This window comes from Pseudomonas sp. HY7a-MNA-CIBAN-0227, from assembly GCF_040310325.1.
Lineage (GTDB): Bacteria > Pseudomonadota > Gammaproteobacteria > Pseudomonadales > Pseudomonadaceae > Aquipseudomonas.
This window is the reverse complement of record NZ_JBEOPT010000012.1, coordinates 1-14,157: the sequence shown is the minus strand read 5'-3', so window position 1 is coordinate 14,157 and position 14,157 is coordinate 1. Positions and strand designations below refer to the sequence as shown.

At 61.1% G+C, this 14,157-nt stretch carries 12 protein-coding genes; 6 read left to right on the top strand and 6 right to left on the bottom strand.

Annotated features, from left to right (window positions below; genetic code table 11):
* Positions 1–86: 86 nt before the first annotated feature.
* Genes AAEZ06_RS19355 through AAEZ06_RS19345 form a run of 3 tightly spaced genes read right to left on the bottom strand, consistent with a single transcriptional unit; the run spans position 87 to position 4,291 of the window.
* The gene (locus tag AAEZ06_RS19355) at positions 87–1,154 is read right to left on the bottom strand and encodes a lipocalin-like domain-containing protein (protein ID WP_149413175.1); all 1,068 of its coding nucleotides are present in this window, start codon (positions 1,152–1,154) and stop codon (positions 87–89) included.
* Positions 1,144–3,621 carry an ABC transporter permease gene (locus tag AAEZ06_RS19350; RefSeq protein WP_350615705.1) on the bottom strand — a complete coding sequence of 826 codons (2,478 nt, stop codon included), beginning with the start codon at positions 3,619–3,621 and terminating at the stop codon, positions 1,144–1,146. Before AAEZ06_RS19350 ends, AAEZ06_RS19355 begins: the two co-directional genes overlap by 11 nt.
* A 1-nt stretch (position 3,622) precedes the next feature.
* On the bottom strand, positions 3,623–4,291 hold the full coding sequence (locus AAEZ06_RS19345) for an ABC transporter ATP-binding protein (RefSeq protein ID WP_350615703.1): 669 nt from the start codon (positions 4,289–4,291) through the stop codon (positions 3,623–3,625).
* 289 nt (positions 4,292–4,580) lie between these two features.
* On the opposite strand from AAEZ06_RS19345, the gene pmrG reads away from it, so the two are divergent.
* The 3 genes from pmrG (at position 4,581) to AAEZ06_RS19330 (ending at position 8,665) form a co-directional block, all read left to right on the top strand.
* A complete protein-coding gene (pmrG, locus tag AAEZ06_RS19340) occupies positions 4,581–5,255 on the top strand; it encodes a lipopolysaccharide core heptose(II)-phosphate phosphatase PmrG (protein ID WP_350615701.1) in 675 nt (224 codons plus the stop codon).
* A gap of 158 nt (positions 5,256–5,413) precedes the next feature.
* Positions 5,414–7,093 carry a lipid IV(A) 4-amino-4-deoxy-L-arabinosyltransferase gene (gene arnT / locus AAEZ06_RS19335; RefSeq protein ID WP_350615699.1) on the top strand — a complete coding sequence of 560 codons (1,680 nt, stop codon included), beginning with the start codon at positions 5,414–5,416 and terminating at the stop codon, positions 7,091–7,093.
* A gap of 57 nt (positions 7,094–7,150) precedes the next feature.
* Entirely contained in the window at positions 7,151–8,665 is a 1,515-nt protein-coding gene (locus AAEZ06_RS19330; RefSeq protein ID WP_149413179.1) for an ArnT family glycosyltransferase, read from the top strand.
* 38 nt (positions 8,666–8,703) lie between these two features.
* On the opposite strand, the gene AAEZ06_RS19325 is transcribed toward AAEZ06_RS19330, so the two are convergent.
* On the bottom strand, positions 8,704–9,174 hold the full coding sequence (locus tag AAEZ06_RS19325) for an Lrp/AsnC family transcriptional regulator (RefSeq protein WP_133100505.1): 471 nt from the start codon (positions 9,172–9,174) through the stop codon (positions 8,704–8,706).
* 124 nt (positions 9,175–9,298) lie between these two features.
* On the opposite strand from AAEZ06_RS19325, the gene AAEZ06_RS19320 reads away from it, so the two are divergent.
* Positions 9,299–10,546, top strand: coding sequence for a methionine gamma-lyase (locus AAEZ06_RS19320; protein ID WP_350615696.1), 1,248 nt, complete (start codon positions 9,299–9,301; stop codon positions 10,544–10,546).
* A 27-nt stretch (positions 10,547–10,573) separates the two neighbouring features.
* On the opposite strand, the gene souR is transcribed toward AAEZ06_RS19320, so the two are convergent.
* Positions 10,574–11,557, bottom strand: a complete 984-nt coding sequence (gene souR, locus AAEZ06_RS19315) for a transcriptional regulator SouR (RefSeq protein WP_350615694.1) — start codon at positions 11,555–11,557, stop codon at positions 10,574–10,576.
* A gap of 68 nt (positions 11,558–11,625) precedes the next feature.
* Complete coding sequence (gene hpaR, locus AAEZ06_RS19310) at positions 11,626–12,048, bottom strand: homoprotocatechuate degradation operon regulator HpaR (protein WP_350615692.1); 423 nt, start codon at positions 12,046–12,048, stop codon at positions 11,626–11,628.
* Positions 12,049–12,243: 195 nt separating this feature from the next.
* Here hpaR and AAEZ06_RS19305 point away from each other — a divergent pair, with 195 nt between their 5' ends.
* Positions 12,244–12,639, top strand: coding sequence for an FAD-dependent oxidoreductase (locus AAEZ06_RS19305; protein WP_350615690.1), 396 nt, complete (start codon positions 12,244–12,246; stop codon positions 12,637–12,639).
* A gap of 193 nt (positions 12,640–12,832) precedes the next feature.
* Positions 12,833–14,157, top strand: a 1,325-nt coding sequence (locus AAEZ06_RS19300) for a DUF6531 domain-containing protein (RefSeq protein WP_350615851.1), incomplete at its 3' end; no start/stop codon positions are given.

Genomic DNA, 14,157 nt, shown 5'->3' with positions numbered 1-14,157 from the left:
TGCCATCAAGCCAGGCAAAAGAAACGCGGCGCGCCTGACGCAGCCTCGCCAAAGCTTGACCATGAACAGAGTTACGGCCCGCAGACCTAGTACCCGGTCATCTCCAGATACCCCACCCCACCCTGGAACTTCACCGGCCCTTCCCAGTAAGGAATGCTTAGGTTCATCCACGCCTTGGGATTAACTGCTTCGGTGGTGATATCGAGATTTTTGCCAGGGACTTTCAGCGACCAACGCGTGGGTACGCTGCGCCCGTCGATCTCGGTACTGGTTAACGGCGTGAGCTGGATATCCTGATTGTGCAGGGTCTGGGTGCGGCCCTGATGGTCGATCCAGGTGCCAGTCAGGTAGGCCGCGCCTTCTTTTTGCCGCACACGAAACAGCATCAACTGCTCGCCGCTGTCCAGATGCAGGGAGAACCAGTCCCAGCCGGTCTGGTTGGCGGTCAGGGGTTGGCTGCTCCACTCGCGGTCGAGCCAGGCGGGGCCGCCGACCTGATAGCGTTTACCGTCGATAGTGACCGTGCCATGGGCCCGGAAAAACGGCTGGCTGTAGTAATACGATGCCTGGCCCCGGTCGGATTTGCGGCTATAGCCTTGGTCGCCCTGGAGTACCAAGGGGCGGCTGGAAGTCAGTTGCAGGTCGTAGTTGAAGTGCTCGCCGCTGGCCTTGAGTCGCATGTCGGCCAAGGGGCTTGCAGCATCGGGGTGGGTGACGAAGTTCCAGTCGTCGATCCAGGCATTGAAGGGCACCGCGTTGGCCCCCGCCTGGCCGACGCCGCCTCGGGCGTAGCGCTCGGCGGAGTAGTGGCTTGTGGCCGAGGTGACGGCGGCGTGGCCCAGCCAGACGGTAGAGTCGCGCCAGCCCGGCTGCACGGGGCCAGCCTTGAGGGCATTGCGAAACAGTGTCCATTGCACGCCGAACAGGTTGCCTTCAGCGTCCTTCAGGTTGGCGGTGACGTACCACCACTCGATGCGAAAGCCATCATGTGGCCCGTGATCCTCGGGAAAACTGAAGACCTTGCCGGGCACTACTTGGGCAAAGTCCGAGGCGTCGCTGCCAAGGCCGGCGAAGCTTTCCTCGGGCGGCGCCTGCTGGTCGCAAGCAGCAAGCGACAACAGCAAGGCAGCCCACAGCAGGCACTTAATCTTCATTGGCAAAGGTCCTCAATAAATCCGCTGGCCGGCTGCGGTACAACTGCCACAGCGGCCAGGCCGAAGCCAGCAGCGTCGCTACCATCGCCAGCCCCAGCAACTGCGCCAACTGCCAGGGAAAAACCTGCAACGGCAAGCGCCAGCCAAAAGCCTGGACGTTGATCACCGCATCCAGACACCAGGCCAGCAGCAGGCCCAGGGGCAACGCCAGCACCAGGGTCAGCATCGCCAGCAGCCAGGTTTGCCCCAGGTTGAGCAGCATCAATTGGCGCCGCGTCACCCCCAACGCCCACAATGGCGCCAGTTGGCCGAGGCGGCTTTGACTCTGGGTCAACAGGCTGATAAACAGCGCAACGCCGGCTACGCCCAGGGTCAGGCTATTGAGCGCAGCGGTGGCGGCGAAGGTGCGCTCGAAGACCTGGCTCGACCAGCCCTTGAGTTGCTGTTGATCGACGATGCGGCTGTCTTCCAGCGCGAACTGCTTTTGCACTTCACCGACCAGAGCCGGCACATTGGCCGGCAATACCCGCAGATTGAATCGCGCCGGCGACAAGGCCGGCCAGTGCTGCAACAGGTGCCGGGCATTGACCAGCAGATGGCCCTTGGGGTTGCCGTAGTCGGCATAAATTCCCACGACTTTAGGCGACCACGGCCCCTGGGACGTGGGAATCGTCACCACATCGTTCAACTGCACCTTCAGCCGACGCGCCAGTTGTTCGCTGAGCATCAGCGTGTCGCTTTGCAGCAACTGATCCCAGGGATCGCCGGCCACCGCTTCCAACAGCGGCCAGTGCTGGCGATAGGTCGGGTCATCGACCACGCCAAAGACCTCCGCCGGCCAGCCCTGCAATTGCACCGCGACTTGCCAGGTGGGCAATACGGCCTGGACCAGCGGTTGCTGTGCCAGCCAGCTGTGCAGGTGTTCGGCCTGAGCCGGGTTTTGCGGGTTGAGGTACAGCTCGGCAGTCAGGCGTTGCTCCAGCCAGTTGTTGAAGGTATGACGAAACCCCGAGGTCATGGAGCCGGCGCCAATATTTGCCGCCAGCGCCAACAGCAACGCCATCAGGGCCAGGCTCAGGGCCGGTAACTGCTGACGGCAATCGGCGAGAAACCATTGCCCCAGCACCGAACGGCTGCGCCCCAATACCGCCTTGAGCAGGCCGTTGAGCACTACTGGCAAACCCAGGGCCGCCCCCAGCAACAAGGCGGCCATCAACACAAAACCGCTGGCCAGGCTGTCGCCCAGCAGCAGCGCCAACAGGGCGATCAGCAGTGCCGTGCCGGCCACCCAACCCTGACGCCGCAACCAGCGCCCGTGGGCCTGGTGCCAGGCTTGTGCGTTGGCCAGGGCCAGCAACGGCAAACGCGCCGCCCGCCACAAACTGCTGGCGCCGGCGAGCAAGGCGCCCAGCACACTCAAGCCCAGGCCACTGGCCCACCACAGCGGGGTCAGGCTCAGTTGGCCCTGCACCTCGGCGCCATACAAACCCCGCAAGCTGGCCGCGACATCCGCCAGCAACAGGCTGGCCAGCAGGTAGCCGCTGGCGACACCCGCAAGACCGCCCAACAAGGCCAGGCCACCCAACTCGACGCTCAGGCTGACAATCAGCATCCGCGCGCTGACCCCACAGGCGCGCAAGGTGCGCAGCAGGCCGCGTCGTTGCTCTAGGGCCAGGCCGATGGCGGCGTGGGCGATAAACAGCCCTACCACGAACGACAAGAATCCCAGGGCATCGAGGTTCAGGTGAAAACTTTCAGTCAGGCGCGACAGGTTGTTTTCTTCGCCGTGCTTGAGTTGCAGTTGCCCACTTAACTGCGCCGGCAATGCCGGATCGCTCGCGGCAAAGTCCTTGTCCAGCAACAGCCGCGACAGGCGCTCGGGCATGCCCAGCAGCGGTTGGGCGAAGCCGATGTCTGTCAGCAGCAAACCGGGGGCCATGTCCGGCTGTGCATGCAGCGGTGGCAAGGCTTGCCCGCTGGCGCTCAGCGGCTGGTCGCCCTCGTGCAACCCCAACGCCTGGAGGGTCTGGGGCGCAATCCAGGTGCGTCCCGGCGGATTGAAGAAGGCGATCATCTGCGCCCGATCCAACGTCTGCCCGGCGACCGTTCCACCACCAGGCAGCGAGACGGGGTCGATACCCATCAGTTGCAAACGTTGCTCTTCATGGCCCTTGAGGATCAACCGCCCCTGCACCACTGGCGACACCGGCCAGCCCGCGCGGCGCAGGGTAACGAATATCGCTTGAGGGAAACTGGCGCCGTCCGGCGTGCCGAGGCTGGCCTGGGGCTCGCCGCCAATCAACTGGCTGGCCCGTGCGTAGCTGTCCCGCGCCTGGCTGTTGAGGGCTTGCACGCCGGTCAACAACGCAGTGGCCAGCCACAGGCCAGTGAGCACGCTGAAGAACTGCACGGGGTGGCGGCGCCAATGGCTGAGTAACGCGCGCAAGGTCCAGTAGAAGACACGCACCTCAGTGAGTAGCCGCAGTCAATACGTGGCCGCGCTGCAACACCACCTGCCGGTCCAACTGCGCCGCGATGCGTGGGCTATGAGTGACCATCAACAGGCAGGTCGGGCTATCGCGCAGCAGGTCCAGGAGTAATTTCAGCACTTCGTCGCTGGTAGCTTCGTCCAGATTACCGGTGGGCTCATCGGCCAACAGCAGGCCGGGACGGGACGCCAGGGCGCGGCCCACGGCCACCCGTTGCTGCTGGCCGCCGGAGAGTTGTTCGGGATAGCGCTTGAGCAAATCCCCCAGGCCCAGGCGCTCCACCAATTGCGCCTGCCACAGCGGATCAAAACGCCCGGCCAACCGCGCCTGGAAGGCTAGGTTGTCCTCCACCCGCAAACTGCCGATCAGGTTGAACTGCTGGAACACCAGGCCGATGTCGGTGCGCCGCCAGTGAGCCAACTGCGCCTCGCTCATCTGGTCCAGGCGCTGTTCGCCCACCTGGATGCTGCCGCGATCAACACGGTCCAGCCCCGCCACCAGATGCAGCAAGGTGCTTTTACCGCTACCGGATTCGCCCATCAGCGCCAGGCTGCTGCGCTCGGCCAGGTGCAGGTCGACACCCGCCAGCACCGCCAACGGCCCCTGAGGCGTGTCGTAGCTTTTGAAGACACCTTGCACCTGAAGCATAGAAAGACTCGCTTGCCGATGGACTGCGGTCGAGGATAACGGCTGACTGTCCAACCCATGCAATTTTTTCACATTGATTTCACCGAGTTGCCACCTGCCGCACTTTAAATTACTCACCAAGCGCAGGTAACTACATTGCTACCTGAAACTTGTTAGTTTCCTCACGCGCACAATTTTAATACCCACATGTTCAGCAAAAAGACAGCGGTCCTATGACAGGATTTTGCTCCACCACAGGCAGTTGTCTGTTAGCTGCGCCTGTTCAATTCAATGCCGCCAACAGTGCCCCATGGTGAAAAGTGTGGTTGATCTGACCCTGACCAAGACCCGCTCCCGCCGGGCCCCTGTAAAACGCCTGAAAAATCTCTGTCTGGGCCTGGCCTTTATCGGCCTGCTGGTGGCTGGCGTGATGTTCTGGCCCTCTTCGCCCCTGGACCTGGGCGTCGGCAATCGCTTGCTGACCTCGGGGGTATTGGCCAGTTGGCACAATGGCGACCTGATCGTACTGGTGCGCCATGAAGAACGCTGCGACCGCTCCACTAATCCCTGTCTGGGCCCGGAAGATGGCCTGACCCTGCCTGGCAGCCAGTCCGCAAGCGCCCTGGGCAAGGCTTTCCAGACCCTGGGCATGGACAGCAGCGATGTACTGAGCAGCCCCGCCACCCGCACGGCGCAGACTTTATTGTTCATGTTTGGCAAGACCCAACTGTCCCCCGGCCCACTGGCCATCTGCGGCGACGCCATGGGCGAGGAAATCCTCGGCCACAAGATCCCTGGGCGCAACCTCCTGCTGATCACCCACAGCGCCTGTATCAGCGACTTTGAACGGGCCCTGGGCTTTGAGCATGCCGACGCCGCTGAATACGGCAGCTCACTGTTTGTCGAGGTGAGCGCCGACGGCAAGCTCAAGGCCCTGGGCATCATGAACAGCCAGGATTGGGCCACCGCGCTTAAACAACTCTAGGCACTTTATTACCTGTAATAACACCGGGAATGTTCAGCAAAGCGACAGCCACGACGTGGCATCGTTAGTTGCTGTAACTCAGACGTATGTCGAGCCCTTCAATAGTTCACTAACGGTTATTACCTGAAGTCTTATTTCAATTACCGAGTGGACACTCTGTGATTCCTTTACCTATTAGCGCACACGCCCGCCTTAAACCATTGCTGCTACTGGTCTTGGCATTTGCCCTGTTTTTCCTGCTGCCTCTGGGCAGCCACGGCCTGTGGATTCCCGACGAAACCCGCTACGCCCAGGTCAGCCAGGAAATGCTCATGAGCGGCAACTGGGTAGCGCCGCACTTTATGGGTGTGCGCTATTTCGAAAAACCCGCCGCTGGCTATTGGCTGATTGCCATAGGCCAGGCAATGTTTGGCGACAACCTGTTCGGCGTGCGTATCGCCTCGGTCCTGACCACAGGCCTGAGTGTGCTACTGACCTGGCTGATCGCCCGCCGCTTGTGGAACGAGCCGCGTAAAAGCTTCGCCTGCGCACTGTTCTACCTGAGTTTTGGCCTGGTAGCCGGCCAAGCGGGCTATGCCAACCTCGACCCGCAGTTCAGTTTCTGGGTCAACCTGAGCCTGGTGGCGCTGTGGTTTGCCCTGGACAGCAGCACCCGTTGGGCGCGACTCGCGGCCTGGGCCTTGCTCGGCCTGGCCTGCGGCATGGGTTTTATGACCAAGGGCTTTCTGGCCTGGCTGTTGCCGGTGCTGATCGCCGTGCCCTACATGCTCTGGCAGCGGCGGCTGGGTGAACTGCTGCGCTATGGCCCGCTGGCGATGGGCGTGGCCGCGTTGGTCTGTCTGCCCTGGGCCCTGGCAATCCATCTGCAGGAAGCCGATTACTGGCGCTTCTTTTTCTGGCATGAACACATTCGCAGGTTCGCCGCCGACAACGCGCAACACACTCGGCCCTGGTGGTTTTACCTGCCGCTGATGGTAGTGTCCGCTCTGCCTTGGGCCGGGTTGCTGCCGATGACCCTGCTCAAGACCTGGCGCGAAAAAACCGACCCGCCAATTCTGTTCCTGGCACTGTGGCTGTTGCTGCCCCTGGGCTTTTTCAGCCTGAGCAACGGCAAGCTGGCGACCTACATCATGCCGTGCCTGCTGCCCCTGGCCCTGTTGATGGGCCATACCCTGATGGACCTGCTGGCACGAAGCAAACGCCGCGCCATTTGCCTCAACGGCCTGCTCAACTTTGCTATCGGCATGACGGCGATGGTCGGTCTGCTGTACCTGCAAATCACCGATCCGCTGTACAGCAATAGCCACCGGGAAATGTTCAGCCTGTCCCTGGCCTTTATCGTGCTGATGGGCTGGATGCTCGCCAACCTGCTACAAGCCTTTCGCCCACTGACCTTATGGGCCATGCCGGCACTGGGCATCTGGTTGCTGGTGGCACTGTTGCCGGCGGGGATGCCGGCCATGGTAGCGGATAACCAAATGCCCGATCAGTTCATCCTCGAACACCTGGATGAGCTTCAACAAACCCGCTCACTGCTGAGCAATGAACTGGGCTCTGCGTCGGCCCTGGCCTGGCGTCTGCGCCAGCCCGACGTGGCGTTCTACGACACCGTCGGCGAGTTGAGTTACGGCCTGCAATACCCCGACGCCAGCCATCGCAAGGTGGACCTGGACAGCGTGCAGGCGTGGATGAGCGACGCACGCCAGCGAGGGTCGGTGGGGGTGCTGATGCGGGTCAAGAGCACCAGCGAAATGCGCGAGGCCGGGCAATTACCGCCAGGAGGCAAGCGCTATCGCAAGGGCAATCTGGTGATCACGATTTACCCGCAATTGCCGTAACACAGCATCGCTATTTTGATTCGGCTTGCACCTCCAAACCTCACCCGGACATCACCCATGACCTTCTGGAAAACTGAACGAGGCGCCCTGTTCGTGCTCCTCAGCGTGTCCGCCGTGATCCTGTTGCTGGGCCTGGGCAGCCGCGATGTGTGGGGGCCGGAAACCCGCTGGGCGAACATCACCCTGCAGATGCTGCAAAGCGGCGACTACTTCGACCCTTACCTCAAGGGCACGCCGTACTATGACAAACCCCTGCCCTCATACTGGTTGATCACCGGGTTCGCCAAGCTGATGGGCGGCCTCGGGCCATGGTCGTTGCGCCTGCCCTCGGTGATTGCTGCCTGGCTGAGCATCTGGTTGGTGTACCTGATCGGCGAACGCCTGTACCGCAAGGGCACCGGGCTGATGGCCGGGTGGATGCTGGCGACCACCTTCTACTTCATGTTCTGGGCCCGAGTGGCCACGGCCGATGTGCTGACCGTGTGCGGAGTGCTGGCGGCGGTCTGGTGGTACTGGCGCGGCCCGGACGACACGCGACTGGGCCGCTACACGGTATTTTTCCTGCTGCTGGCCGCGACCTCACTGTTCAAGGGGCTGATTGGCTTCGTGCTGCCGGGGCTGGTGTTGCTGCCGCATCTGCTCAGCGAGGGACGCTACAAACGCCATCTCAACCTGCGCCTGCTACTGGCGCTGGTGATCGCTGGGGCGTTCTATGCCATTCCCTTTATGCTGTCCCATCTCTACGGCGCGCCCACCTATGGTGAAAGCGGCCTGCAATTGGTCTTCAGGGAAAACGTGGTGCGCTTTTTCGACCCCTTCGACCATATGGGACCGATCTACACCTACCTGATCTACCTGCCGGCCTACACCTTGCCATGGGCGCCATGCTGGATACTCGGTTTGTGGCTGGCGCTGCGGCACTGGCGCCACACCGTACCCAACGTGCGCTGGCTGGTCTGGGGCCTGGGTTTACTATTCCTGTTCTTCACCGCCAGCGGCAGTCGGCGCAGCTACTACGTGTTGCCACTGGTGCCCTTTGCGCAGTTGCTGGCCGCGTGGTGGGTCAGTGAGCGCGTTGCCCGCAAACACAGTGCAGCCGTTTGGAACCGTGGCTTCGCTGTCGCCGCCGTCGTATTGATGCTGGTCCTCGGGGTGATCTATCCATGGACCAACGGCAACGGCGGGGTCACCCGCTTCGCCGCCGACGTGCAAGCACAGGCAGTTAAACGCGCACCCTGGGACCAATGGCGGATAGTGATGGTGGAAGTGGATAACAAAGTGCCGATGTACCTGCAAAACCACGGCGCGCCGTTCTACTACGTGGCGCAAACCCAGGACTTTCCGCGCGAGGGCGACAGCGCGGCGTTCATGGCCTGGCTGGACAAGGCCAGCGGCCAACACTTCGATACGCAACGCACGATCATCGTCGCGCAGTCTGCAAAAGATGACCCGGCGCCACTGGCTTATCTGGGCAGCGATCATCAGGTGATCCGCACCCAGCCGGACAATGGCGAGCGACTGTTTCAGCGGCGTGACGGCGGGAGCGTAGCGTTTGTGCCAAACCCGCACTAACGCTGGATAACGTTTGTTAACTCGATATTCCCCCAGGGTTAACCCGGCAACGGAATCACCCGCAACGGCCGCACCGACTTATAGGAGAAACTCGAATAGATTTCCTTCACACACGGCAGCGTCTGTAACACCTCCCGCGCAAACTCGCCGAAAGACTCCAAATCCTTGGCCACCACTTCCAGCAGAAAGTCATAACGCCCGGACACGTTATGGCAGGCCACGATCTCGGGGATCTCCAGCAAGCGCTGTTCAAACGCCCTGGCGATTTCCCGCGAGTGGGTGTCCATCATGATGCTGACAAACGCCGTCACCCCATACCCCAGCGCCTTGGGCGAAAGGATCGCCTGATAGCCGCTGATCACCCCGCTGTCTTCCAGGTTTTTCACGCGGCGCCAGCACGGCGATGTGGTCAGGGAAACCCGTTCGGCCAACTCGGCGACGGTGAGGCGGGCATTACCCTGCAACGCGTTTAACAGGGCTTTATCGGTACGGTCCAGGCTCGCAGGCATATCTTGCCTCAAAAAGTCATTTTTATTGATTTTCATCCCAGACTGGAGGGCTTTCCCGGCAAAGTATGGAATGTTCAGCTGCGGTTATGAGCATAGCATTGTAGGAAATAAGGAGCCTGAGACCATGAAAAATAAACATAATACGTTCGGCTTTTCTACACGTGCCATCCACCACGGCTACGACCCGCAAGACCATCACGGCGCGCTGGTACCGCCGATTTATCTGTCGGCGACCTTCGCCTTCCCCACGGTCGAATATGGCGCCGGTTGCTTTGCCGGCGAGGAAAGTGGGCACTTCTACACCCGCATCTCCAACCCCACGCTGGCCCTGCTGGAATCGCGCATGGCGACGCTGGAAGGCGGCGACGCGGCAGTGGCGTTCAGTTCCGGCATGGGCGCCATTGCGGCGACGTTCTGGACCCTGCTGCGACCGGAGAATGAGGTGATCGTCAGCCAGACGTTATACGGCTGCACCTTCGCCCTGCTGCACCACGGCATCGGCGAATTCGGCATCAAGGTGCGCCACGTCGACCTGACGGACCTGGCCGCCCTGCGCGATGCGCTGTCCCCCGCGACCCGCATGATCTACTGCGAAACCCCGGCCAACCCCAACCTGCAGCTGGTGGATATTGCCGCCGTGGCCGAGATCGCCCACCGACAACCCGGCATCACTGTGGTGATCGACAACACCTATTGCACGCCCTACCTACAGCGTCCCCTGGAACTGGGCGCCGACGTAGTCGTGCACTCCGCCACCAAATACCTCAGCGGCCACGGTGATATCACCGCTGGCATCGCCGTCACCAGCCACGCCCTGGCCCAGCGGATTCGCCTGCAAGGCTTGAAGGATTTGACCGGCGCAGTGATGTCGCCCCAAGACGCCTTCCTGCTGATGCGCGGCCTCAAGACTCTGGCTCTGCGCATGGATCGCCATTGCAGCAACGCCCAGGCCGTGGCCGAAGCCTTGCAGGCGCACCCGGCAGTGGAATGGGTCACCTACCCCGGCCTGCCGTCCTTCCCACAATACGAACTGGCCGCACGGCAGATGAAATTGCCCGGCGGCATGATCGCTTTTGAACTCAAGGGCGGCATCGAAACCGGTCGGCGCTTCATGAACGCACTCAAGCTGTTCACCCGCGCGGTCAGCCTGGGGGATGCCGAATCGTTGGCGCAGCACCCGGCGAGCATGACCCACTCCACCTACACGCCGGAGCAGCGCGCCCACCATGGGATCAGTGAAGGTTTGGTGCGGCTGTCGGTGGGGCTTGAGGATGTCGCGGACCTGTTGGCGGATGTGCAGCAAGCCCTGGCCAGGAGCACGAAAATCACCGCGCCCCGCCAAGCCTTGATGGCGTCGCATGCATCGAAGTGACGGGCCTGGCGCAGCACGGCGGTGAGGCTACTTGATCAGCCGAATTTCTTTCGACGGCCTGTAGCCAAAATACGCGCTATAGCATTTGCTGAAATGGCTGGGGGAAACAAAACCGCAGGCCACCAGCACATCGACCTGAGACAGTTCGGTGTGCTGGAGCAGCCGCCGCGCCTCAGTGATACGCAGCTCCAGATAATAACGTTGCGGCGTTGTCCCGAGCTGCTCTCGGAACAGCCGTTCCAACTGGCGACGTGAACGGCCCGCGTAGCCCGCCAATTGCTCCAACGCCAAAGGCTCTTCGAGGTTGGCGTCCATCAGCCTCACCACCTCACGCAAAGGCGCGCTCACACAGATATTTTCAGCAGGCTTTATGCGCCGATAACGAGACTCCTCAAACGCCAGGATGTCCTCGATACCCTCCACCAACGCCTTACCGTGCAACCCCTTGATCCAGTCCAGCGCCATATGGAAAGCACCCGAGGGACTGGACGCGGTGAGCCGGGCGCGATCAATCACATAGGGTTCACTGCTGACATGGCTGACCTTGGCGATCTCTGTGAGTGCGGGCCGATGTTCGGGGTGGATGGCGCAACGATAACCGTCAAGCACGCCGGCCTTGCCCAGGAACCATGCGCCATTCCACAACCCGGCCAGACTGACACCCTGCTGCGCCGCGGCTTGCAGCAAGTGAATGAACGCATCATCAGCCTTCAGCTCAGTCCGGTAGCCGCCGCAAATGACCAGCAGGTCGAGGTCTTGAGTCACCGAACAATCGATACGAGCATCCGGGCGAATGACCAGGCCCAAATCGCTGATGACCTCTGCTTCGGTCAATCCGAACGTGCGCGAAGCAAACAAGCCGGGGCGCAGAAGGTTCGCGGTGATGATCGTATCCAGGGCCTGGGTAAACGCGGGCAACGAAAAGTGTTCAAGCAGCAGAAAGCCTGCTCGAACCATTCGCGGCACCTGGCCTGGATTTTCATTCAGATAGCGCAGGTTCTTGCCCTTCATGCCTGTGCTGAATTGCCGTCTTTGCGTCACTGTTCGAGCTGCTCCGTAGCGTTAACCAAGCTGTTGGTTCAGGGCTTGATGCCCTTTAGCTCATTGAGCAACGCCAACAACTGCTCCAACTTCTCCTCGCCAAACTGTTCCTGAATCTTCAGGTAGTTACTTTCCATCCCCGCGCTCATCTCGACAAAGCACTGTTGCCCTTGCTCGGTCAGGGCGACGAACATCCGGCGCTGGTCTTCGCTGGATTTGCGCCGCCGCACGATGCCATCGCGCTCTAGCCGTGTCAGCACGCCGGTCATGCTCGGTTTGAGGATGCAGGCCTGATGAGCCAGTTGATGACTTTCCAGTTCGCTTTGTTGGCGCAGGATGCGGATCACCCGCCATTGCTGCTCCGTCAAACCATGTTGGTTGAGGGAAGGACGAAAGAAACTCATGGCCGCTTCACGGGCCTGCAACAGGGCCAAGGTCAGAGATCGCCGGGGTTTGAGCATAGGGTCAGGGTCACGATTTATTTAGATAATAATTTAACGAAACTCTAACACCCCGCTCCCCTGGGCGCGCTATAGCTTCTTGGTTGCCATTGGGTTCTGGCGGTCTCGGCACCCAGGATCAAGATATCCACCCCGCCAGGGCCCCTAATGGCAGGCATCCGCTTTGGCGCCTTCCTTCACTTCCCAGGCTGCGCCATGATCACTATCGAAACGCCCACCTATTACACAGCCACCAAGAAATACAACCTCAGTTCCCAGACCCTGGAACAGGATGTTGAAGCTGACGTCGTGGTGATTGGCGGCGGCTTTTCCGGCATCAACACGGCCCTGGAACTGGCCGAAAAAGGCATCACCAACATCGTCGTGCTGGAGGCGCGCTACCTGGGTTTTGGTGGCACCGGGCGTAACGGCGGGCAGATCATGGCGGGCATCGGCCACGATCTGGAGAAGATCAAGAAGGACGTTGGCGCGGCCTGCGCCCGCTTGTACGCCGCCGAAGGCACCAACCTGGTGCTCATCGGCCGCCGTCGCGAACTGCTGGAACAGGTGGTCGGGAAGACTGGTGGCCTGGCGCTGGTGGGCGAGGTTTGAAACCACGCTGTTTTTTTAACGAAACGTCCTACCACGCGGCCAGATAACCTCTACTCCCCGGCCTTGTAAACCTCTGCAAAGTCTCTCGCCTGATCACTCAGCGCGAGGGAACGCCGATGCTTTTTCCAATTGACGCCCTACCCAATGGGCCTGCCTCTTGAATCCCGCCATTGGCTTTATGGTCCTGGCGGCGATGGACTCGAAGACGCGCGACGTCGATTCGGTCCTCAGCGACTTCAGGCAATGCCTTAACACCTATGACGAGTGGGCCGAGAGCTTCTGGAGCTTTTCGGCGCTGGATGTCGACCAGGTATTCAAGGTGGGGGATGAGGTCGCGCTGGTGACGCCCGTTACCCGCTCTCTCCTTCCCAGCAGCACCGTCGCCATGTGCAAGGCCAGTGGTTCATTGACGCTGGTGCACATGTTCCAAAGTGCTCGCTTTGTGCCGATTGGTAATACGCCGGTGATGCTGCAAATGGTCTCCAGGGACGGTGGACCGCTCGGCGACCCCATCCATAAAACCATCGGCCCCAGCGGCATTCTTGAAGTCACTGAGTGCACCCGCGACCAGCAGTATCGGGTCAGCTTTTATCCCAACGTTTCCAGGGATCACGTCAAGGCGCTGTATGCGTCCTATCAGACTCAGATCAGCTCGCTGGAAGGCAGCTTGCGCGGTGAGTGGACGGACACGTTCAAGCCGATATGGGAGAGCTACTCCAAGGCCGGTGTTGTCGAGCGTTACACCTCACTGCAACTGGCGTATGCGCAGGGGTTTGGAAACGTGCTTTACGGTCTCTGGGACGGTATTGCGCAATTGTACAAATGGTTGGCAGACGTCAAGCCCAACAGCGAAAAGCTGCTGCAGTACCTGTCGCAAACCGAGCTTGAGGCACTGCTGCAACTGAGCAACGAGGCAATTGCCAACGGCCTGCTGATCCTGAGCGATGAGCCGCTGCTGTTCATCTACCTGTCGGCGATGGTCAGTTGGATGCGCATGCTGCCGCCGCATTACATGATTGAGTTGCTGAGCGAAATTACCGCCGAGGTACTGCTCAATCTGCTTTTGCTGCGGGCCATCGGCGGTATGGGCGTAGCGGTACGCATGGGCACGCAGGTGCTGGGCAAGGTCAAATCCGGCCGTGCGCGGAAGTGGCTGGAACAGATGGCCAGGTTGGGCGGCACGGCCCGGATGGATGGGCATGCCGAGGTGCTTAAGCCGGTAGCGCTTAAGAGTCATGCGGTACCGGTCAAGGCCGCGAGTGTGCCGCTAAAGGTAGGCGCGGATGAGGTTTCGAATCCGGCACCGATGGTGCGAGAGCCGAAGACGGCGCGTACATCGCTGGTGAAGCAGGAGCCTGTCGACGATGTGCCCTCTTCTGCGAAAAACCCTAACGGCGATGCAGCAACCAGTGCCGATAAAACCGCCACCAACGGTTGCCCAGTGTCGATGGTTACCGGTGAGGAACTGCTGACCCTCACGGACGGTGAGCTGGACGGGCTTCTGCCGTTTGCCTGGAC